We start from the raw sequence: 21,590 nt of genomic DNA, 5'->3' as shown, positions 1-21,590 counted from the left end.
GTGGTATTGATCAAACCGGCACCAAGCGGCCGCACCTCAAGCGGCTGCTCACAGACCGGAAAGTGTCGCGCCATGTCGAGCGCCAACGCCAGATCAGCGGCTGGCAGTGGGAGCCGATCCGCCATTCCAACCCCCTCCTTATAACCGCCCAACGCAGTCGATGGGGACGTAGCCGACCTGCCGGTGCCGTGCTGGTCGATGACCCGCCGATAGAAGGTCAGCATGCGCTCCGCCAGCGCGGGCGCGGACCAACCCTGTGCGTAGGCCACCGCTTTATTGCCCAGTCGCGCGCGTAAGGATTGATCCGTTAGCACGCGCAGCACCTTCTTGGCAAAGAGATCCTCATCCTCCTCGGCGATCAGACAACCTTCGCCATCCTTCAGCACCTCGGCACTGCCCATGACAGCGGTGGAAACCACTGGCGTACCCAGCGCCATGGCCTCGAGCAACACCAGACCCTGGGTCTCGGTGCGGGAGGCGAAAATAAAGGCATCTCCAGCGCTGTAGCAGTCCTCGAGCGAGCCATCGCGCAGCAGGTAGCCAAGAAAACGCACTTGCTCGGCCAGACCTAGCTTGCGCGCCAGACCTTCCAGCATCGCGCGCGCCGGTCCCTCTCCGGCGATGACCAGCAGCACTCGCGGACAGTCTTGCTTGACCTTCACCATCATGCGTAGCAGAAAGTCGACATTTTTCTCGAATGCCAGGCGCCCGACATGCACCAAGAGCGGTCGATCCGGCGCGATACCAAATCGCTGGCGAAATCCGACCCCGTCGCCCTGACTGAACTGGCCTGTGTCAATCCCGGTCGGCACTACTTCGGCGGGCGTGTCGATGCCATAGCCACGCAGCACCTTAAGCATGGCGTGCGAGGGCACGGCCAGGGCATCGACATCCTCGCACTGGCTGGTGGAGAAACGCCGCGCGGCATAGCGCATCCAGGCGCCGGGCACCAGAGGGACGTATTTATCCAGGTATTGCTCAAAAAAAGTGTGATAGCTTTCAATGACAGGCACACCCAAGCGCCGCGCCAACGCCAGACCCGCATAGTGCGCGATGAAGGGCGTGTGGACATGCAGCAGATCAAAGCCCGCGTCGGACAGGGTCGCATGGTGGTCCGGCAACCTTCCCCAGCGCAGGATGCGATCCTCCGGGTCGAACGGCAGATAGCGCGAGGGAATGCGAATGACCGCGAAAGGCTCCGGGCTCTGCGTGCCGTAATCCGGGGCAATCAGGGTCACTTGGTGACCAGCGGCGGCGAACTCCCGCGCAAAGGTCTGAATGGATGTCGAAACCCCGTTGACCCTGGGGAAATAGACATCCGACATCATCAAGACACGCATGGCCTTGCTCAGACTCCATCCAAACCAGATTGAAAAACAGCGCTGACTGATCGAAGCCCAAGCCCGTCATAACGCCTGCCCAAGTTACTCGATGCCCATCCGCCATCCCAACTGGCACTGAATCCAGATTTCGCAACTGAAATGCTCAGCGGCCAAACCGGCCAGTGTAGCTGACATGAGGGGATTCTGCACAAAAGATTGATGACAACGCAATGAATGCTCGCGTGCCCGAGCGACTCCACCAATTTCTTGGACCTTCCTTGTCCTTGTCGCTATTTTCACGGAGCGACAGACTGGCGCCTATGACGGAACTGACGCCCCGTTGATCCTTCACTCGGGGCGTCACTAAATCGTAATAAAACGGTCATACCATGGCAACGCTAACAACCGAAAATTCGCGCTTCATTCACCTGACGATGGAGTCTATCCATGAAAAGAACCGCAGTCACCCTCGCCGTCCTTGGCGCGCTTTCCCTGTCCGCCCAAGCCATGGCGCGCGACACCATTAACATTGTCGGCTCCTCGACTGTGTTCCCATTCGCGACCACCGTTGCCGAGAACTTCGGTAACGCCACTGAGTTTAACACGCCAAAAATCGAGTCCACCGGCTCTGGCGGCGGCATGAAGCTGTTCTGCGCCGGCGTTGGTGTCGACCAGCCGGATATCACCAATGCATCGCGTCGGATGAAGGTCTCCGAGTTCGAGAAGTGCCAGGAGAACGGAGTCACCGAGATCACCGAGGTGGTGATTGGCTACGACGGCATCGCCATCGCCAACTCCAAGAAGGCCGATCAGTTCGAGCTGTCGCTGCGCGACGTCTGGCTGGCGCTGGCCAAGGACGTGCCGGACCCGGATGGCGGCGAAAAGCTGGTTCCCAACCCTTACAAAACCTGGAAAGAGGTGAATCCCGATCTGCCCGATGTCGCCATCGAGGTCCTCGGCCCACCGCCGACCTCCGGCACGCGTGACGCCTTCGCCGAGATCGCGATGGAAGGCGGCTGCAAGAGCTTTGACTGGATTGCCGCGATCAAGGGCGAAGACAAGTCGAAGTACAAGGCCATTTGCCGCACCGTGCGTGAAGACGGCGCCTATGTCGAGGCCGGCGAAAATGACAACCTGATCGTACAGAAGCTCGACTCGAACGCCGATGCGCTCGGCGTGTTTGGCTTCAGCTTCCTGGATCAAAACTCCGACAAGCTGCAAGGCACCATCATTGACGGCGTCGAGCCGACTTTCGATAACATCGCCAGCGGTGCCTATCCGGTTTCGCGCTCGCTCTACTTCTATGTCAAGAACGCCCATGTCGGCACCATTCCTGGCATTCTAGAGTACGTGACCGCCTTCACCAGCGAGAACGCCTGGGGTCCGGACGGCTACCTGCCAGGCAAGGGTCTGATCCCGCTGCCCGATGACATGCGCGCAAAGATCGCGAAGTCATCACAGGCCATGGAGCCGATGTCGAGCCCCAAGTAAAGAGCTTGGCTTGACCCCGCGATGCCGCCGCCGCTCGGGCGGTATCGCGGTCCACGCACGCCAGCGACCCGCGGGGGTTGTTGGCGTCTTTCTTGATGGCTGTTTTCCCTTTTGCTAAAGATCGCTCGCCGCCATGAATCCCTCGCTGCTGTTGTTCGTTGTGCTGATAGCCATGGCGCTGGCCTATCATCTCGGGCGTAAACGCGCCATTGGTGTCGTTGGCGGCACCGCTTATATCAATCGCCTGCACTCCTTGCCGGCTTACTATGGTTACTATGCAGCGCTCTGGGTCGGTCTTCCAGCGCTGCTGCTGCTGTTATTCTGGGTCGGCTTGCAAGGGCAGATACTGACCGCGCTCACGCTCGCCGAGCTGCCGGCGGACATGACCGCCGGCCTCTCCGAGGGGCAGCTGAGCTTGCTGACCAGCGATATCCGCAACTACGCGAGCGGCAACCTGATGGGACGCGAGCCAAGCCCCGAGGTTGTGGCGGCGGCGGCTCACTATCTGCGCCTGCAACAAATTGCCAACCTGTCGCTGTGGGCACTCATCGGCGCCCTGGTGCTCGCCGGCATGGCCTGGGCCTGGCAGCACACCAAGCCAGGTTTTCGCGCCCGCAATCGGGTCGAGTCGATCGTGATGCTGGTGCTGATTCTGTTCTCCTCCATCGCCATCCTCACCACCCTCGGCATTGTGCTGTCGGTGTTGTTCGAGTCGATTCGCTTTTTCCAGAAAGTGCCCTGGACGGAGTTCTTGTTCGGAACCAAATGGAGTCCGCAAATCGCGCTGCGTGCTGAGCAGGTGGGAGCATCCGGGGCCTTTGGCGCCATCCCGCTGTTCACCGGCACCCTGCTGATTTCTTTCATTGCCATGCTGCTAGCGGTGCCGGTCGGGCTGCTGTCAGCGGTTTACCTGGCCGAATATGCGCCGCGCAAGGTGCGCGCCTGGGCCAAGCCGGTGCTTGAGATTTTGGCCGGCATCCCGACCGTGGTCTATGGCTTTTTCGCCGCCCTGACGGTGGCCCCCTTCATGCGCGACCTGGGTGTGACCCTGGGGCTGGATATCGCCTCCGAGAGCGCGCTGGCGGCGGGTTTGGTGATGGGGATCATGATCATCCCCTTCGTCTCCTCGCTCTCAGAGGATGTCATTAACGCCGTGCCCCAGTCGCTGCGCGATGGCTCCTATGCGCTGGGTGCGACTCAGTCCGAGACCATCCGCCGGGTAATTTTTCCAGCCGCGCTGCCGGGTATCGTCGGCGGCGTGCTGCTAGCCGTCTCGCGCGCCATCGGCGAGACCATGATCGTGGTCATGGCCGCCGGTCTGGCCGCCAACCTCACCGCCAATCCGCTGGATAGCGTCACCACGGTGACGGTGCAGATCGTCACCCTGCTCACCGGTGACCAGGAGTTCGACAGCGCCAAGACCTTGGCCGCCTTCGCGCTCGGGCTCACCCTCTTTGTCGTGACCCTGATCCTCAATATCATCGCGCTGCACATCGTGCGCAAGTATCGAGAACAGTATGAGTAACACCAGCACTGCTGCCGCCAACACCAGCGGCTCGCGCCGCAGCCCGCGCGAAATTGTAGAGACCAGCCTGAAACGGCGTTACCGTTCCGAGCGCTTGTTCCGTCTGCTCGGCGCCAGCGCCGTGGTGCTCGGGCTCAGTTTTGTGCTGATCCTTTTCCTCAATATCGTCAGCAATGGCTACACCGCTTTCTTGCAGTCCTACCTTGAGTTGCCGGTGGCTTTCGATGCCGAGATGATCGATCCAACGGGCCGGTTGCGCGAGGGCGAGCTAGACGACTCCGAGGTCGCACAACAACTGCGCGGGGTCAATTTCCTGAAACTCGCCCAGGATGCCTTGCGCGCGGAGTTTCCGTCGGTGACCGGGCGTACTGAGCGCCGTGAACTCGGCGAGCTGCTGAGTCCAGGCGCTCCCTTGCAACTGCGCCAGATGGTGACCAAGGATCCCGGCGTGATTGGTCACCAGCGCCCGGTGCGTCTGCTGGTCGATGATGATATCGACATGTTCATGAAGGGACGCTCCACTCCCATTTCACGCATCGATGGCCAGGGGACAGCGACCCTGGAGGGCGAGTTGGACAAGCCCGGCAACGCGGTCGTGGTTCGGGTCTCGGATGATGGCCTGCTGCCATTGCTGGAACGGGCGCGCGGCCGGCTCAGCGATAGCGCCGAGCGTCTGGCGCGCCAGCAGGTTCTGTTGCAGCGCTCTCGCGATGATCAGACCGCCTTGCTCAAGCAGGGTGACCTGACCCCTGACCAGGAGGGCGAGGCGGAGCGTGAGATCGCGCGCAATGAACGTGATGTTGAGCGCCTTGAGAACCAAATTCAGGCGCTGCGGGCGGAGATTGAGGGTGCCGATGAGCTGGTGCTCGGCGTCGAGGCGCCAAGCTTTCTGCTGCGCATTAACGACGGGTTGATTAAACTGGTGGCCATTGAGGCCGGCGGCGCGCGCGGCGTCGTGCTGGTGCCGCCGGTCTCCTCGGCGCCAGCCGAGGCCGGCAGTTGGCAGACGCTGGAACTGACCACGCCACAGGATGCGCGGCGGCTCAGTGATCAGCAAATCGCCTGGGTCTTGCAGCTCGAGCAAGCCGGGCTGATCACCAAGCGCTTCAACTGGCCCTTCTTCACCAACGGCACCTCGCGCGAGCCGGAACTGGCCGGTATTGCCGGCGCCGTGATGGGCTCTTTCTACACCCTGGCCTTGACCTTGTTGTTCTCTTTCCCGATCGCGGTGGGCGCGGCCCTGTATTTGGAGGAATTCGCGCCCAAGAATCGCATCACCGATTTGATCGAGGTCAATATCAATAACCTCGCGGCCGTGCCATCCATTGTCTTCGGCCTGCTCGGCTTGGCGGTCTTCATTAACTTTTTCGGCGTGCCGCGCTCGACCCCGCTGGTGGCGGCCATGGTGCTGACACTCATGACCCTGCCGACCATCATTATCGCCAGCCGCGCGGCGCTAAAATCCGTACCGCCCTCGATTCGCGAGGCCGCGCTCGGCGTGGGTGCCTCGCCGCTGCAGACGCGGCTCCATCATGTGCTGCCGCTGGCCTTGCCCGGCATGATGACCGGCACCATCATCGGCATGGCCCAGGCGCTCGGCGAGAGCGCGCCCTTGCTGATGATTGGCATGATCGCCTTCATCGTCGATGTGCCCCAGGGCTTCACCGATGCCGCCACGGTGCTGCCAGTGCAAATCTTCCTGTGGGCCGATAGTCCCGAGCGTGGTTTCGTCGAACGCACCTCGGCGGCCATCATGGTGTTGCTCGCCTTCCTTATCCTGATGAATCTCGCCGCCGTCTTGTTGCGCCGCCGTTTTGAGCGGCGTTGGTAATCGTCAGTGCGACGGGTGCCATCACTGGGGTAAAAACGACTGGAGTAAAACCAGTGCGATTCAACCGTCGCAAGAGCCCAAGCGCACAGAGCCTGTCATGAACAATTCAAACGAGGTCGCCACGGCCGCCAAGACGCCGGTGGCAGATACGCCTCCTGTCCAATCTTCAGAGTCGCCCATGAATATGACCGCCGATGCGATAGCCGTTAAACCTGTTGATGTCAAAGCTGCAGAGCTGGATAACAGTCAGGCCGCCAACACGGCCAAGACCACCAACACCGACGCCACTGTTGGGGAGATTAGATCACCCAACCCCAGCATGGTCTGCCGAGACATCAATGTCTGGTACAGCGACAATCATGCGATTAAAAATGTCAGCCTGGATATCGGGCGCAACGAGGTGATCTCGATGATCGGTCCCTCGGGCTGCGGCAAGTCGACCTTTCTGCGCTGCCTCAATCGCATGAATGACACCATCCCGACAGCGCGGGTGGAAGGCTCGATCAAGCTCGACGGCGAGGAAATTCAGGATCGTGGAATCGACGTGGTGCCGCTGCGCGCGCGGGTCGGCATGGTGTTCCAAAAGCCCAATCCCTTCCCGAAGTCGATTTATGAAAACATCGCCTACGGCCCCCGCATTCATGGGTTGACCAATAATCGCGCCGAACTCGATGAACTGGTCGAGACCAGCCTGCAGCGCGCCGGCCTGTGGAAGGAAGTGAAAGACCGGCTTGAGGCTCCCGGCACCAGTCTCTCGGGTGGTCAGCAGCAGCGTCTGTGTATCGCTCGTGCCATCTCGGTCTCGCCTGAAGTGATTCTGATGGACGAGCCCTGCTCGGCCTTGGATCCGATTGCGACCGCGGCCATTGAGCAATTAATCGATGAGCTGCGCCAGCAGTACACCATCGCCATAGTGACGCACTCGATGCAACAAGCCGCTCGTGTATCGCAACGCACCGCCTACTTCCATCTCGGTGATCTGATTGAGGTCGGCTCGACCGATGATGTCTTCAATCGACCGCGGCATAAGCTCACTGAAGATTACATCACCGGACGATTCGGCTAGGGCGGACTCGCCTTTCCCCAATATCTTGTTCCAGTACCTTGCTCCAGTCCCTGGCCTTGATTCGATCAGATCTGATCAGATCAGCCACTCGAAGGCAGGCGCCAACCAGACTGCGGGCTCGTGCCATGTGCTACCGTCCAGCGGCTTTCTATTCGGCCAGGGGCTGATTGTCATTAAAGCGCCATTCGTGGCTTTTAAACTGGCGAGGTTCGCCCTCGCTAGAAGTCTGTGAACCCGGCAACAGTGATGGCGGGCATGAAGTTTTATCTTCCAGATGAGCGAGGTTTTATCATGAACAAGGCCCTATTCTCGGCAGCGTCGGCTTCCGCGCTGTTTGCCATACTGGTTTCCGCCACTGTGCCCGCGGTCGAGCTCGACCCGGAACTGAACAGCTACGAGCCGGTGAGCGGTATCTCCGGTAATCTCAAGTCCATTGGCTCGGACACTCTGAACAATCTAATGACACTCTGGGCCGAGGGTTTCCAGAGTGAATACCCCAATGTGAAAATCGAGATCGAAGGCAAGGGATCGTCCACAGCACCGCCGGCTCTGATTGCCGGAACCGCGCAGTTTGGGCCCATGTCACGCCCGATGAAGTCCAAGGAGGAAGAAGAGTTCGAGGCCAAGTTTGGCTACAAGCCGCTGGCCATTCGCAGCGCCGTTGATGCGCTGGCTGTCTATGTTCACAAGGACAACCCGATCGAGTGCCTGTCCATGCGGCAGGTCGACGCCATCTTCTCCAAGACCCGCAACGGTGGCTTGGATGGCGATATCGTCACTTGGGGCGACCTTGGCCTGAGCGGCGACTGGGCCGCGCGACCAATCTCGCTGTACGGGCGCAACTCGGCCTCCGGCACCTATGGGTATTTCAAAGAAGTCGCCTTGTTCGACGGTGACTACAAAGACCAGGTGAAAGAACAGCCAGGGTCATCCACCGTTGTGCAGGGCGTGGCCTCCGACATCGCCGGCATTGGTTACTCCGGTGTTGGTTACAAGACCGCCGACGTGCGCACCGTGCCGCTGCGCACCAGCGATGATGGCGAGTGCTTCGATGCCAATGCGGAGAATGCCTACTCCGGCGATTATCCCATCGCGCGTTTCCTCTACATCTATGTCAACAAGAACCCAAACCAAGACCTCGATCCGCTGCGCGCCGAGTTTATCCGCTTTGTCTATTCCAAAGAGGGTCAATCCGCGGTGATCAAGGACGGCTACTTCCCGATCACCTCGGCGATTGCCGAGGAAGATCTTGAGAATTTTAATTTACAGAACTAAACCTTTGCGCTTCCGATGGATGAGGGCGCCGGCTGCGTCCTCGCTTGCCTGTCAGGCCCGGGGCGGGGCTGCTAGATTTAGCGCCGCCCTCAATCCTCTGGTTTCCCCCCTGCCCTGGATGAATGCAGCCTCACGAATCAGCATCTACATCTCATGAGTGAGGCGAATCTTTTGCAGAGGGCGCGGGCAACCGCCTTGCTTGAACGCCGCCGAGACCGATCCACCCGCCCGTCAGTGCTGCTGGCTGACCGTTTCGCCCGCTGGTTGATTACCATCGGTGGTCTGCTGGTAATTTTGGCGGTCGTTGGCATCATGGTGTTTTTGATAAGCGTTGCCCTGCCGCTGGCCAAAAGCGGCGAGACGCTCTCGCACAGCCAGTATCAGGTCAAGCCGCCCAAGGTGACGCGCTGGCTGAATGCCGATGAGTATCGCACCCTGGGCGTGCGCATCAGTGCCGAGGGCGCCTATAGCAGTTTCCACCTGGACACCGGGCAGCTGATCGCCTCCAGCAAGCTGGATTTTGGTGAGCAGGTGGCGATCTCCGTGGGTGGCGTGGTCGAGCGCGACCAGGTGGCCTTCGGCTTCGCCGACGGCTCGGTGCTTTTTGCCGTGGTGGATTTTCAGGTCGATGTTTTGCCCGACACCGCACTGCCGAGCGCGGCTAAAGCCTTGAACGGCACCGATTGGGTGCTGGATGAGCGGCTGTATTCCAAGCTGCCGGGGGAGCAAATTCGCCGCCTGACCCTCAAGACCGAGATCGGCGAACGGGTGCAGGCCAGCGAGGCACCCATCATCGCCCTGGATTACCGCGTTGGCGGCACGGCGGAGCGGCCCACACGCTCTTTTGTCAGCGTCGATGCCGAGGGTATCGCGCGTCTGAGCCGCAGTGAATCCAAGATCAATATCCTGACCAAAAAGGTCACCACGCGCACCCGCACCTCCACCCTGCCCTCGCTTCCAGCAGGAACCCATGTGACAGCGGTGGCCATGACCACCCATGCCGATGCCGTCTATGTGGCATCAAGCGAGGGGGAGATCTATCGCTACGATACCCGTCACTTCAACGCGCCGACCCTGGCCGAGACTCTGCGGGTCTTCCCGGGCGAGACCATCACCAGCATGGGCTTTCTCATCGGGGAGCAGGCGCTGGTGGTGGGTGGCTCCAATGGCGCCGTCGATGTCTTTTTCCTCCTGCCGGCACCCGCCGATGCCGGCACCACCGATGGCAACCATCTGGTGCGGGCGCGCCGCCATGCCCCACATGGCGCGGCGGTGACCAATATCTCGGTCAGCCAGCGCAGCAAGGCACTGGTCACCACGGCGGCCAATGGTGAGGTCTGGCTGCGCCACTCGACCTCCGATCAGGTGCTGGAGCGCTACCAGTCCCAGGCCGCTGTCGGCGATGCCGTCGCGGTGCAGCTGATGCCGCGCGTGGATGGCGTGCTGTTGCTTAACGACAGCGGCGGGGCGGATTTCTGGCGCTTTCATCATCCGCACCCGGAGGTCACCCTGGGGACCGTGTTTGGCAAGGTCTGGTACGAAGGCTATGTGGAGCCAAGCTTCACCTGGCAATCGTCTTCGGGCACCGATGTGTTCGAGCCCAAATTTTCGCTGATTCCGCTGATGTTCGGCACCCTCAAGGCGACCGTCTACTCGATGCTCTTTGCCGTGCCCATTGCGCTGCTGGGCGCCATCTATACCTCGGAGTTCGTTCACCGCAGTGTGCGTTCCACCGTCAAACCCATGATGGAGATGATGGAGGCGCTGCCGACCGTGGTGCTCGGTTTTATCGGCGCGCTGATTTTGGCCCCGCTGGTCGAGACCTGGATCGCGGCCGTGGTCTTGTCCTTCATCGTACTGCCGCTGGGGCTGGTACTAGCGGCCTATCTGTGGCAACTGCTGCCGGTGGGGTGGACGCTGCGACTCGATGGACTGGCCAAGTTTGGTTTCATGGTTGCCACCATCGTCCTGTTGCTGTGGTTTGCCTATCTGCTGGGGCCGGGCTTTCAGGCGCTGTTTTTCGCCGGGGATTTCAAGGCCTGGTTGAACCGGGACCTGGGCAGTGCAACGCCTTTTGTGTTCTTACTGCTGATGCCGCTCTCTTATCTGGCGATCACCTGGGTCTTTCAGCGCGGGGTTGGACCGCGCTATCGGGATCTGTCGCGCAACCTGCCCCGTCAGCGAGCCGCCGTGCTGGCCCTGGGGCGCTGGCTGGCGTTGTTCGCGGGCGCGCTGCTGCTCGCTTACCTTGGCGCGCGCCTGCTGACGCTTCTCGGCTTTGACCCGCGCGGCAGCCTGGTGGATACCTATGTGCAGCGCAACGCGCTGGTGGTGGGCTTTGTCATGGGTTTCGCGGTCATTCCCAATATCTTCACCCTCGCCGAGGACGCCCTGAGCGCGGTGCCCGATCATCTGCGCGCCGCCAGTCTCGCCACCGGCGCCACGCCCTGGCAGACCGCCAAATGGGTGATCCTGCCCACCGCGCTCTCGGGTGTCTTCGCCGCCGTCATGATCGGGATGGGCCGTGCCGTGGGCGAGACCATGATTGTGGTCATGGCCGCTGGCAACACGCCTATTCTTGATTGGAACATCTTTAATGGTCTGCGCACCCTCTCCGCCAACATCGCGGTGGAATTGCCCGAGGCGGTGCAAGACAGCAGCCTGTATCGCATGCTGTTCCTGGCCGCGCTCACGCTCTTTGTCATGACCTTCGCCATCAATACCCTTGCCGAGGTGATCCGCCAGCGCTTCCGCAAGCGTGCTTTCCAGCTCTGAGGACTGTCGCATGGCCATGATGGGCAAAGACAGCGACGTGGGACGAGGGACCAGGGGCGAGTGCATGTTGTCGGGCGCGGGATTGGAACCTGGACCGGAACAGGCCAGGCCAGCATCTCGCGCCATCGCGAGAACCGGGCGCGTGGTGCGCCAAGACACCGCCGATCTCACCGCCATTGGCGAGCCTTTTCTCTGGGGACTGGGCGGCGCCCTGGCCATGGGCATCCTGCTGATCGCAAGCTTTCTGTTCCTGATTTTCTACAACGGCGCTGTCACCTTCTGGCCGCAGCCGATTGCGGTGGTCAGCCTGACCGATGGCAGCCAGCTGGCCGGCGAGCCGACCCGCGACGCTGTCTATAGCCCGCAAGCCGGGGTGCTCAAGGGGCTGCCGGAGGCGGTTCGGACCGGGATCGAAGAAAACGGCGGCCTGGCCCATCGCGTGCTCTATCGCATCGGTAACTACGACCTCTATCACGAGGATTTTCGCTGGGTGTCGGATTTTGAGATCGACAGCATCAGCTACCCCAAATCCATGTACCTGTTCGAGCGCCAGGAGTGGGGGCGCTTTGTCGGTGAGATCGCGGCATTGAACCTGGACGGAGAGGTCATTGCGGGCGAGACGCTCAGCTTCGACCAGGCGGAGAAGGCCCAGCGCCTGGCCCGCGAGCGCTTCGCCGAGATTCGCCACATCGAGCGCCACGCCATTGGCAAGATCAATCACCAGATGGAGAGCGAACGCCTGCGGCTGCGGCGCGTCGAGTTAAGCGCTGGCCGCGACAGTGCCGACTATGCGCGCGTCGCCGCTGAGGTCGAGGTCAAGCTCGCCGAACTCCAGCTGGCCTACCAGGCGCTCGCTGACCGGGCACGAGAGATCCGTGAGCGCGACCTGCGTGATACCCTGACCCTGCGAGAAATTGGGGGGCGCGAGAAGACCCTGGCGCTGTCGCAGATTGTGCGTTTCTACCCGGCCAATGCTCTCGACCTGGGCGACAAACTTGACATTTACCTCTCGCGCTGGGGTGAGTTCCTGACCGCCGAACCGCGCGAGGCGAACACCGAGGGCGGTATCCTGCCGGCCATCTTCGGCACCGTCGCCATGACCTTGCTGATGGTGGTCTTCACCGCGCCGCTCGGGGTGATCACCGCGCTTTATCTGCGCGAATATGCCAAGCAGGGACGGCTGGTTTCCATGGTGCGAATTTCGGTCAATAACCTGGCCGGGGTGCCGTCCATCGTCTACGGCGTGTTCGGGTTGGGATTCTTCGCCTACACCATGGGAGTGAGCATCGACCAACTGTTCTTTCCCGAACGCCTGCCCAATCCCACTTTTGGCACCGGCGGTATCCTCTGGGCCTCGCTGACCCTGGCCTTGCTCACGGTGCCGGTGGTGATCGTCGCCAGCGAGGAGGCGCTGGCCGCCGTGCCACGCTCCATGCGCGAGGGCTCACTCGCTTGCGGCGCATCCAACTGGCAGACCATTTGGTATGTAGTGCTCCCGCGCGCCCTGCCCGGCGTCATTACTGGGCTCATTCTGGCAATGGCGCGCGGCGCTGGAGAAGTGGCACCCCTGATGCTGGTGGGCGTGGTCAAGCTGGCGCCGGAGCTGCCCATCGATGGCGTCTTTCCCTACATCCATCTGGAGCGCAGCTTCATGCACCTGGGCTTTCATATTTTTGATGTCGGCTTTCAATCGCGCAACTCCGAAGCTGGCAAGCCAATGGTGTTCGTGACCACCATGCTGCTGCTGTTTCTGATTGTGGCGATGAATGCCGGCGCCATTTATTTACGCAGCCGATTAAGACGAAAGTTCGCCGACGGCGGCCTCTGATGGCTGCGCCCGGGTATCACTTGTTATGAATTTGAGTCCCTCCGAACTAACTAACGCCGGCGAGCCATTGGAGCCCATTCGGGATCAGCAGCCGACCATGTATCATGTCGCGCCATCGGCCGAGGGTGACATTATCACTGTGGAGGATTTCAACCTCTGGTATGGCCGGGATCAAGCGCTGTTCAATGTGTCGATGAAGATTCCCAAGGGGGATGTGATGGCGCTCATCGGCCCCTCTGGCTGTGGCAAGTCGACCCTGCTGCGTTGCTTTAACCGGATGAACGACCTCATCGACATCATGCGCCTGGATGGCCGCCTGATGGTGGATGGGCATAATATCTATAGGGCGGGAGTGGATGTGATTGCCCTGCGCAAGCGCATGGGGATGGTGTTTCAGAAGCCGAATCCCTTTGCGATGTCCATTTTCGATAATGTCATTTATCCGCTGCGTGTCGATGGCATAACCAAGCGTTCAACGCTGGAGGACGCTTGCGAACGCGCCTTACAAAGTGCCGCGCTGTGGAAAGAAGTCAAGGATCGCCTCAAGGACAGCGCGCTCGGCTTGTCCGGTGGGCAACAGCAGCGTCTGTGTATCGCCCGCGCCATCGCCGCCGACCCCGAGGTGTTGCTGATGGATGAGCCTTGCTCGGCGCTCGATCCCATCGCCACCGCGAAGATTGAGGATCTCATCGACGAACTCAAAGGAACCTACACCATTATTATCGTGACCCACAGCATGCAACAGGCCGCGCGCGTCTCCTGCAATACGGCCTTTATGTACCTCGGTCGATTGATCGAGTATGGGAGTACCAGGCGCATTTTCGAGGATCCGATGAGCGAGCAAACCGGGGATTATGTGACCGGTCGCTTCGGCTAAGCTGCCTTTACCAACAATCAACCACTGATGGGAGTTTTCTAACAATGACCAAAAATCACACCGTGCACTCATTCGATGAGGTAATGACACAGGTGACAACGGATGTCCTGCGGATGGGCCAGCTTGCACGCTCGCAACTTGCTGCCGCGGTTACGCTTCTCGATCAGGATGCGCAAACAGACGCCGAGACCATTGTGGCGAACGATGTGCAGGTGGATGATTTTGATGAACGCATTGAATATGAGGTACAGCGCATTATCGCGCTGCGCCAACCCATGGCCGGTGATTTGCGCGCGCTTTTGAGCTACAACCGCATGGCCACTGACTTAGAGCGCATCGCGGATCATGCGAAGAACATCGCCAAGCGCGCCGGGCGCATCCGCGAGCAGGGTCATCGCGTCGATTTCAGCGGATCGGTTGCCTTGGGCCGCGAGGTGATCGCGCAACTTGATGCCGTACTCCAGGCGATCGAGATCAACGATGTTGCCGCGGCGCGTCGCATCTGGGCGCGTGACATTGATATTGATCGACTGTTTGAGGATATCTTCCATCAGCAACTGCAAAACATCTGCCAAACCCCAGACATGGCATCAAGCTGCACCAACGCGCTGTTCATCGATAAATCCCTGGAGCGCGTTGGGGATCATGTCACCAACATCGCCGAGGATCTGGTGTACATGGTCGAGGGAGACCGCATGAGCAAGCGCCAAACCGGCGATTCCGCCTGACCTCCCAGAAGGTCGCCAGATTCAGCGGCCCTGGTCCTCGTTCCCGACTGGCTCCCGACTGGCTATGGCACACTGGCATCGGAGCCAGTCGACTCGGGCTTCGTTCAACCGAGACTGGCCAAAGAACTCCCTTGATGCGACTGGATTCCCTCGGCCGTTTTTGCTGGCGCTGCCTGCAATCAGGTCGTCACTGAACTGTCACCCTTGCTTGATCCATCCGCGCTATAGTTGTTAGCTTTCTCGGGCGATCTTCATGACCAAAGCCCAAAATTTCAACCAGCTCGCAGGGCGGAAATCGTTTTCGTGCCAACAGTTGACGAGAACAAGGCGCGTTGCTATGCAGATTGCACTGTCGTCGGAGATTCAACTGCCTTTCACACCGGATTTCCGCTCATCGGATGCCCCCCTTGGCTTGAACGGCTTGTCCATCTCCACGCTGTGCAAGCGGCTGGACTATGCCTTCCAGCCCATTGTCAACATCCACACAGGTGTGGTTTTTGGTTTTGAGGCTCTGCTGCGCGGCTTGGATCAGGTCGGTTTTGGCACTGTGGATGCGCTCTTCGCCGCCGCCGATGGCGAGGGCAGTCTGTTGGAGTTGGAGAGCGCGCTACGTGACAAGGCCATTGCCAAATTTGCGCGCATTCCCAATATCCGCCACGCGCGTTTGTTATTTAACCTCGACTCGCGCAGCCTGATCAATGAGCCGCGCTGGGCCGAATTGGCTGATGCAACCCTCAAGCGCCACGGTCTCGCCCCCGGCACCCTCTGTTTTGAATTGACCGAACTTCATGACCTGACCGCCCATCCCGATAGCCAGCGCGCGATCTCACGCTTGCGCCAGCAGCGTTTCTTGCTCGCCATCGACGACTTTGGCGCCGGCTATTCGGGTCTGAAATTGCTCTATGAATTCCCACCCGATCTGCTCAAAATTGATCGCTTTTTTATTTCCTCGATTTCGCGCGATCATAAAAGGCGGTTGTTTGTCGGAAATGCCGTTCACCTTGCCCATACACTGGGCATTCAGGTGGTGGCCGAGGGGGTGGAAACAGCCGATGAACTCAGTGCCTGCCGGGACATTGGCTGCGATCTGGCGCAAGGGTTTTTTATTGCCCGCCCCAGCACCGACATCCCCAATTTGAGAACGACCTATTCGATTGTGCCCAAAACCGTTGGCCCATCGCGGCGCCAGAGCGATGGCGACAAGACGCTAATTCGCAGCCGCATTGTGCAGATCCCGGCCTTGCATGAAGACGACGACATGCGCGAAGTGTTTGAACTCTTCAAACGCTATAGCGACTATGGCTTTTTTCCAGTACTCGACCGAACCGGCAAGCCCCTTGGTCTGATTTGTGAGCGAGATCTGAAGCGCTATATTTATTCACCCTATGGGCGCGAATTGCTATCCAACAGCGCCTACCGCAGGCAGCTGCTGGATTTTCTCTCGCCCTGCCCCAGCATCGACATCAACAACCCGGTTGAAAGGCTGCTTGAGGCTTACTCTGCCGCCGACAGTCCGCTGGGCATGATCATGACCGAGGACTTCACCTATACCGGCTTCATCTCCCAGGCGGCGCTGCTGCAAATTATCGAAAGCAAGAACCTCGCGGCAGCGCGCGATCAGAATCCACTCACCCGCCTACCGGGCAACAATTGCATCATTGATTATGTCCAGCAGGTCCTTGAGGACAATTGTCAGGATTATTGCCTGGTGTACTTTGACTTCGACAACTTCAAGCCGTTTAATGACACCTACGGCTTTCGCGTCGGCGACCGCGCTATTGCCTTGTTTGCCGACTTGCTGCGCAAAATGCTGCCAACACAGAGTTGTTTTATCGGCCATGTGGGTGGCGACGACTTTTTTGCCGGTTTCCGCGAACCGGACCATGCCGTGGTGCAACGGCATGTGAGCATGCTGCTCGCGCAATTCAGGCACGAGGCGCTCAGCCTGTACGATAGCGCTACTCGTGAGCGCGGCTACATTGAGGCCGTGACCCGCGAGGGCCAGCTCGCCCGTCTACCGTTGCTCGGCTGTAGCGCGGCGCTGCTGTGGATTCAAAGCACTACACACAGCGCCACCCTTGACGATGTTTCAGGACTGATCGCCAAGCTAAAAAAAGCCGCTAAACTCGCCGCGGACGGAATGGCCGAGGCAACGATATCGGCCGACTGACCGAACAGACCGCAACCGAGCGCGTTTGCAAACATCCCAAGGTCAAGCAGGCCGAACACTGGCTCACCGGTCGCTTTGGTTAGAGGAGTGTTGTTCGATGCCTGAAGAATCGCGTCGCCTTCCTCGCGTTATTATCGACGAACCCGACCTGTTGCTCACTGGCGTGAGCGAAGTCAGGCTCCCGCGGACCGCCGCTCGCCATTTGCTCAAGGTACTGCGACTGCGTGCGGGCGACCGCTTCTGGCTGTGTGACGGCTTGGGTCGCGACTATCCAGCCGAGATGCTGCGCGCCCAAGACGCCACCCTGATCGCGCGCCTCGGCCCACCAGGTGAGCTTGAACCGCCGCCGGCACTGAACATTCATCTGGGGCTCGGGGTCTCCAAGGGCGAACGCATGGACTTCGCCATCCAAAAGGCGATAGAACTTGGCGTCTCGAGCATCACCCCGCTCTGGACCCAGCGCAGCGTCGTCAGACTGGACAGCGAGCGCCTGTCGCGACGCATTGCCCACTGGCGGGGCGTGATAATGGCCGCCTGCGAGCAGAGCGGACGGCGCTGCTTGCCAATGCTTCATCCAGCCAGCGCGCTCAAGCCATGGCTGGCCCAAGGTCAGCCTCATGGCCTGCTGTTACACCATGGCGCCGCCCGCGGAATGGATCAGCTGTCACCACCCAAGGGTGGCGCCATGACGCTGCTGATCGGCCCCGAGGGTGGCCTGACGTCTGCCGAGCGCGGCCAGGCAACAGCGCACGACTTTACCGCCGTGCGACTCGGCCCCCGCATCCTGCGGACCGAGACCGCGCCTCTGGCCGCTATTGCCGCCGCCCAAATTCTTTGGGGTGATTTTCGTGGCGCGTCTTGCGCGTGCTAAAGGCATCCCTCAATGCGGCGGTGCATTTTGACTGTCCGCCCCCTGCTCCGCCGATGCTGCTGATTCCGCGTCCGGACCCACACCTTCCGCGTCTCTCAGCCTGACCATCTCGGGCTTGCCAAGAAACTTGGGCTCGCGGTCGCTGAACAGATCCCAAATGGCGATGGCACGCGCCAGCACCTCGCGCAGTCGCACTTTCAGCCCACCGATACCACCCGGGTCCGGGGCGGCGAAGCCAAGGGCATTGATGCCGCGCTGACGGGCGATAAACACCCCCCGCTCGGCATGATAGCTTTGGCTGATGATCAGAAAGTGATCAAGACCAAAGACTTTTTGCGCTCGCACCACGGAATCCAAGGTGCGGAAACCGGCATAATCCAGAGTGATGTGCGCATCCGACACGCCCAGCTCGATCAGATCCTTGCGCATCACTTGAGGCTCGTTGTAATAACGCGAACCATTGTCGCCGCTCACCAGAATGCCCCGCACCCGGCCCTGATGGTACAGCGCGGCCGCGGCTTCGAGTCGCGCGCGGTAGAATTCGTTCGGACGACCACGATGGGTACGGCGCGCCGTACCAAGGACCAGCGCCACCGGCACTGGTTCGACCTCCGCCAGATCGCGCGTAATCCAGGGATCCGCGCGCCAGGATACCCACAGGTCGCCGAGCAGCAAGACTGTCATCAGCATCACCCACGCCACCACCAATCCGATGGCGCTCAACCCGAGCCAACGCCAAATGCCATGGCGAGTAACCCTGGGTGGGCTAGCAGACGTCGCTGTTGCAGAAGTTTGCCGCACCCTTCACACTCCGCTCAGATCCCGGCCATGGGCCGGTTCCCGCAACACAGCCAAAAGAACATTCGCGCCCCTGCCCGCCACCATGCTGACGGCCAGTTCGGTGCATCCCTATCCTCATGACTGCATCTAGCACGCTTCATTACCGCATTGGGAGTCAAAAACCCCGCGCCCATCTCTTTGACCTCGGCCTTAGCATTCCAGCACCCGCGCTTGAGCCCGCGCCCGGCGCGCAAGCCCGGGGCGATGCCATACACGAGGCCCCGCGTAATCTGCGGCTCAGTCTGCCAGCCTGGATTCCCGGCAGCTATATGATCCGCGATTTCGCGCGACATCTCATCAAAGTGCAGGCCCAGGATGCAACCGGACCGCTCAGGGTTGAGAAAAGCGACAAACAGACTTGGCACCTCCACGGGGCACTCGGCACGGTCCATATCCGCTATCAAGTTCATGCTGGCGAACTCAGCGTGCGCGCGGCTCATTTGGATCATACCCATGGCTATTTCAATGGCGCCAGCCTGTTTCTGCAAGTGGCGGATTACGAGCATTGGCCCTGCGCGCTTGAGATCGAACGTCCCGCGGACCCCTGCTCCGCCGACTGGCGCCTGGCGACAAGCCTGCCTAGCGCCGGCGCGCCAGCCTGGGGCTTTGGTCGCTATCGAGCGGCCGACTACGCCGAACTCATCGACCATCCGGTGGAAATGGGGCCCTTCGCGCTGGTTGAATTCAGTGTGCGCGGCATCCCGCATGCAATGGCCATCAGCGGCCAGCAGCGCGCTGATCTCGACCGCTTGGGCCAGGATCTGCCAAGAATCTGCGAACAGCATGCAGCGCTCTTCGGGGAACTACCGCTTGAGCGCTATTTGTTTCTGACCCAGGTCGTCGGCAGCGGTTATGGCGGACTCGAGCATCGCGCCTCGGCCAGCTTGATCTGCAATCGCGATGATCTCCCCCAAGTCCAGGTCAGCGATCAGTCCGAAGGCTATCGCCGCTTCCTCGGCCTGTGCAGCCATGAGTATTTCCACCTGTGGAACGTCAAACGCATTCGCCCGCGGGTATTTGCCGAGCAAGGGCTTGAGCGCGAAGTTCACACCCGCCTGCTATGGGCCTTCGAGGGCATCACCAGCTATTACGATGACCTGACCCTGGCGCGCGCGGGCCTGATCAGCCCCAAGGACTATCTTGGCCTACTCGCCAATAGCATCAGCCGCGTTTTACGCGATCCAGGACGCCTGCGCCAGACGGTCACCGAATCCAGCTTCGATGCCTGGACAAAATTCTATCAACAGGACGCCAACGCCCCCAATGCCATCGTCAGCTACTATACCAAAGGCGCCCTCATTGCCCTGGCGCTGGATCTGACGATCCGCCATCGCAGCAACGGCCGCCACAGCCTGGATGATTTGATGCGCGCACTCTGGCAACGCCATGGTCGCACCGGCATCGGCGTGCCGGAACGCGCGCCCGAGGCCCTGGCCGCCGACATCACCGGTCTCGACCTGCAAGCCTTTTTCGACCAGGCACTCGATGACACTGCGGACCTTGACCTGGAGCCATTGCTGGCCACCGTCGGCATCGCCATGCGCCTGCGCCCAGCCCGGGATGCCAAGGATCTCGGCTGCCTTTGCAAGCAGTTCAAACCCGTGGAGCGCAAGGCCTCGATCGGCGCGCGTTTTCAGCTGCAGGGAACGGAGTTCAAGCTCACCGCCGTGATCAATGATCGCCCCGCCGAACGAGCCGGACTGGCCCCCGGCGACATTCTGGTCGCCATAGACGGTCTGCGCGTTGATCCCGACACGGTCGAAACCCTGCTCGCCCTCTGCCCCATCGGCCAACCCGTGGTCGTGCATGCCTTTCGTCGCGATGAACTCCATCGCTTTGAGCTCATCCCGGAGGCGGCTCCACACGACATCTGCGAACTCATGCTGCTAGAAGATGCCCCACCCGCCGCCCAGCAGGCCCGCACTGCTTGGCTGCATCGCGACATCAGAGACAGCTCCAACCACTAACACCAGCGCCACCTCAATGGACACCGAAACCCGTCTGATTCGCTTGCTCGCTGACGGCGAGCGCCACTCAGGCGCCGCCCTGGCGACCGTGCTCGGCATCAGCAGGGCCGGCGTGTGGAAAGCCATTCAGCGCGCCAGCCAGCGCTTTGAAATCGAGATTCTGGCCAGCAAAGGACAAGGCTACCAACTCCCCGCTCCGCTCGAACTACTGGACGCCACCGCCATTGCGGCCAAGCTTCCGCCGGAAGCCGGGGGCCGCATCGGGCCCATTCACTGTTTCGAGGACATCGACTCCACCAATAGCTGGCTGTTTACGCTCGGCCGCGGGCAGACCGCCAATGGAACCTGCGTGCTCGCCGAGCGCCAAAGCGCTGGTCGCGGGCGGCACGGGCGCGCCTGGTACTCGCCCTTCGGTGCCAACCTTTACTTGTCCATGCTGTGGCAATTCGACACCGGACCGGCCGCGCTCGGCCCCCTCAGCCTGGCCGCTGGTGCCGCCCTGTGCCAGGCTCTGGAGTCACTTGGAATAACCGACCTGCAACTCAAGTGGCCGAACGACATCCACTGGCATGGTCGCAAGCTCGGCGGACTGCTGATTGAAATCGCCGGCGAAACCCAGGGCCCCAGCCGCGCGGTCATCGGCCTTGGACTGAATCTGCGCATGCCCGCCACCGCGGCTGCCACCATCGATCAGCCCTGGGTTGATCTGAGCGAAATCTGCCAGGGCAGTCCTCCTGAACGCAACACCATCGCCGCCCGCTGTATCGACCAACTCAGCGCCATGCTCATCCGCTTTCTGGCGCTGGGACCCGAACCATTCCTCAATGCCTGGCGCCGCTTCGACGCCTATCGCGACCAAGCAGTCAGCCTGCACTGGGGCGAACACAGCGTTGAGGGCATCTACCGTGGTATTGATGATCAGGGCGCCCTGCTTCTGCAAAGCGGCCAAGCAACCCGCCGCTTCACCGCAGGCGAGGTCAGTCTGCGCGCGGCACGGCCATAACAGCTCTTATTATCAGTTCAA

The 21,590-nt window shown here is 60.8% G+C and carries 13 protein-coding genes and 3 pseudogenes; 14 read left to right on the top strand and 2 right to left on the bottom strand.

Features of this window, described 5'->3' with window-relative positions; translation table 11 throughout:
- Positions 1 to 152: 152 nt before the first annotated feature.
- Positions 153 to 1,340, bottom strand: a pseudogene (locus tag Thiowin_RS11380) (glycosyltransferase); the annotation flags it as partial.
- 429 nt (positions 1,341 to 1,769) lie between these two features.
- Between Thiowin_RS11380 and Thiowin_RS11375 the strand changes: the two are divergent.
- The 12 genes and pseudogenes from Thiowin_RS11375 to Thiowin_RS11320 all read left to right on the top strand — a co-directional run bounded on the left by Thiowin_RS11375 (position 1,770) and on the right by Thiowin_RS11320 (position 17,759).
- The gene (locus Thiowin_RS11375) at positions 1,770 to 2,813 is read left to right on the top strand and encodes a substrate-binding domain-containing protein (protein ID WP_328987842.1); all 1,044 of its coding nucleotides are present in this window, start codon (positions 1,770 to 1,772) and stop codon (positions 2,811 to 2,813) included.
- 133 nt (positions 2,814 to 2,946) lie between these two features.
- Positions 2,947 to 4,338 carry a phosphate ABC transporter permease subunit PstC gene (pstC, locus tag Thiowin_RS11370; protein ID WP_328987841.1) on the top strand — a complete coding sequence of 464 codons (1,392 nt, stop codon included), beginning with the start codon at positions 2,947 to 2,949 and terminating at the stop codon, positions 4,336 to 4,338.
- Positions 4,331 to 4,801: pseudogene (locus tag Thiowin_RS11365) on the top strand (DUF3333 domain-containing protein); the annotation flags it as partial. The gene pstC and the pseudogene Thiowin_RS11365, both read left to right, overlap by 8 nt.
- 573 nt (positions 4,802 to 5,374) lie before the next feature.
- Positions 5,375 to 6,169 (top strand): annotated as a pseudogene (gene pstA / locus Thiowin_RS11360) (phosphate ABC transporter permease PstA); the annotation flags it as partial.
- A 319-nt stretch (positions 6,170 to 6,488) separates the two neighbouring features.
- Positions 6,489 to 7,235, top strand: a complete 747-nt coding sequence (gene pstB / locus Thiowin_RS11355; protein WP_328988062.1) for a phosphate ABC transporter ATP-binding protein PstB — start codon at positions 6,489 to 6,491, stop codon at positions 7,233 to 7,235.
- 291 nt (positions 7,236 to 7,526) lie between these two features.
- A complete protein-coding gene (locus tag Thiowin_RS11350) occupies positions 7,527 to 8,510 on the top strand; it encodes a PstS family phosphate ABC transporter substrate-binding protein (RefSeq protein ID WP_328987840.1) in 984 nt (327 codons plus the stop codon).
- A 153-nt stretch (positions 8,511 to 8,663) separates the two neighbouring features.
- Positions 8,664 to 11,285, top strand: a complete 2,622-nt coding sequence (locus Thiowin_RS11345) for an ABC transporter permease subunit (RefSeq protein ID WP_328987839.1) — start codon at positions 8,664 to 8,666, stop codon at positions 11,283 to 11,285.
- A 10-nt stretch (positions 11,286 to 11,295) separates the two neighbouring features.
- The gene (pstA, locus tag Thiowin_RS11340) at positions 11,296 to 13,113 is read left to right on the top strand and encodes a phosphate ABC transporter permease PstA (protein WP_328987838.1); all 1,818 of its coding nucleotides are present in this window, start codon (positions 11,296 to 11,298) and stop codon (positions 13,111 to 13,113) included.
- Between the two features lie 97 nt (positions 13,114 to 13,210).
- A complete protein-coding gene (gene pstB, locus Thiowin_RS11335; protein WP_328988061.1) occupies positions 13,211 to 13,990 on the top strand; it encodes a phosphate ABC transporter ATP-binding protein PstB in 780 nt (259 codons plus the stop codon).
- 83 nt (positions 13,991 to 14,073) lie between these two features.
- A complete protein-coding gene (gene phoU, locus Thiowin_RS11330) occupies positions 14,074 to 14,718 on the top strand; it encodes a phosphate signaling complex protein PhoU (protein WP_408034192.1) in 645 nt (214 codons plus the stop codon).
- A gap of 337 nt (positions 14,719 to 15,055) precedes the next feature.
- Positions 15,056 to 16,888, top strand: a complete 1,833-nt coding sequence (locus tag Thiowin_RS11325) for a GGDEF domain-containing protein (protein WP_328987836.1) — start codon at positions 15,056 to 15,058, stop codon at positions 16,886 to 16,888.
- Positions 16,889 to 16,985: 97 nt separating this feature from the next.
- A complete protein-coding gene (locus Thiowin_RS11320; RefSeq protein WP_328987835.1) occupies positions 16,986 to 17,759 on the top strand; it encodes a 16S rRNA (uracil(1498)-N(3))-methyltransferase in 774 nt (257 codons plus the stop codon).
- A 9-nt stretch (positions 17,760 to 17,768) separates the two neighbouring features.
- Here the strand turns inward: Thiowin_RS11320 and Thiowin_RS11315 are convergent, their stop codons facing one another.
- On the bottom strand, positions 17,769 to 18,482 hold the full coding sequence (locus Thiowin_RS11315; RefSeq protein WP_328987834.1) for a SanA/YdcF family protein: 714 nt from the start codon (positions 18,480 to 18,482) through the stop codon (positions 17,769 to 17,771).
- Between the two features lie 194 nt (positions 18,483 to 18,676).
- Between Thiowin_RS11315 and Thiowin_RS11310 the strand changes: the two genes are divergently transcribed.
- A complete protein-coding gene (locus Thiowin_RS11310) occupies positions 18,677 to 20,566 on the top strand; it encodes a M61 family metallopeptidase (RefSeq protein WP_328987833.1) in 1,890 nt (629 codons plus the stop codon).
- Between the two features lie 16 nt (positions 20,567 to 20,582).
- The gene (gene birA / locus Thiowin_RS11305) at positions 20,583 to 21,569 is read left to right on the top strand and encodes a bifunctional biotin--[acetyl-CoA-carboxylase] ligase/biotin operon repressor BirA (protein WP_328987832.1); all 987 of its coding nucleotides are present in this window, start codon (positions 20,583 to 20,585) and stop codon (positions 21,567 to 21,569) included.
- Positions 21,570 to 21,590: the final 21 nt, after the last annotated feature.

The sequence above is a fragment of the Thiorhodovibrio winogradskyi genome, from assembly GCF_036208045.1.
Classification (GTDB): domain Bacteria; phylum Pseudomonadota; class Gammaproteobacteria; order Chromatiales; family Chromatiaceae; genus Thiorhodovibrio; species Thiorhodovibrio winogradskyi.
This window is presented reverse-complemented; position numbering and strand designations above follow the sequence as displayed.

What these genes read in the sequence shown, in the direction of transcription:
- Thiowin_RS11375 (WP_328987842.1), top strand. Translation starts at nt 1,770, where the DNA reads ATGAAAAGAACCGCAGTCACCCTCGCCGTCCTTGGCGCGCTTTCCCTG.
- pstC (WP_328987841.1), top strand. Translation starts at nt 2,947, where the DNA reads ATGAATCCCTCGCTGCTGTTGTTCGTTGTGCTGATAGCCATGGCGCTG.
- pstB (WP_328988062.1), top strand. Translation starts at nt 6,489, where the DNA reads ATGGTCTGCCGAGACATCAATGTCTGGTACAGCGACAATCATGCGATT.
- Thiowin_RS11350 (WP_328987840.1), top strand. Translation starts at nt 7,527, where the DNA reads ATGAACAAGGCCCTATTCTCGGCAGCGTCGGCTTCCGCGCTGTTTGCC.
- Thiowin_RS11345 (WP_328987839.1), top strand. Translation starts at nt 8,664, where the DNA reads ATGAGTGAGGCGAATCTTTTGCAGAGGGCGCGGGCAACCGCCTTGCTT.
- pstA (WP_328987838.1), top strand. Translation starts at nt 11,296, where the DNA reads ATGGCCATGATGGGCAAAGACAGCGACGTGGGACGAGGGACCAGGGGC.
- pstB (WP_328988061.1), top strand. Translation starts at nt 13,211, where the DNA reads ATGTATCATGTCGCGCCATCGGCCGAGGGTGACATTATCACTGTGGAG.
- phoU (WP_408034192.1), top strand. Translation starts at nt 14,074, where the DNA reads ATGACACAGGTGACAACGGATGTCCTGCGGATGGGCCAGCTTGCACGC.
- Thiowin_RS11325 (WP_328987836.1), top strand. Translation starts at nt 15,056, where the DNA reads ATGCAGATTGCACTGTCGTCGGAGATTCAACTGCCTTTCACACCGGAT.
- Thiowin_RS11320 (WP_328987835.1), top strand. Translation starts at nt 16,986, where the DNA reads ATGCCTGAAGAATCGCGTCGCCTTCCTCGCGTTATTATCGACGAACCC.
- Thiowin_RS11310 (WP_328987833.1), top strand. Translation starts at nt 18,677, where the DNA reads ATGACTGCATCTAGCACGCTTCATTACCGCATTGGGAGTCAAAAACCC.
- birA (WP_328987832.1), top strand. Translation starts at nt 20,583, where the DNA reads ATGGACACCGAAACCCGTCTGATTCGCTTGCTCGCTGACGGCGAGCGC.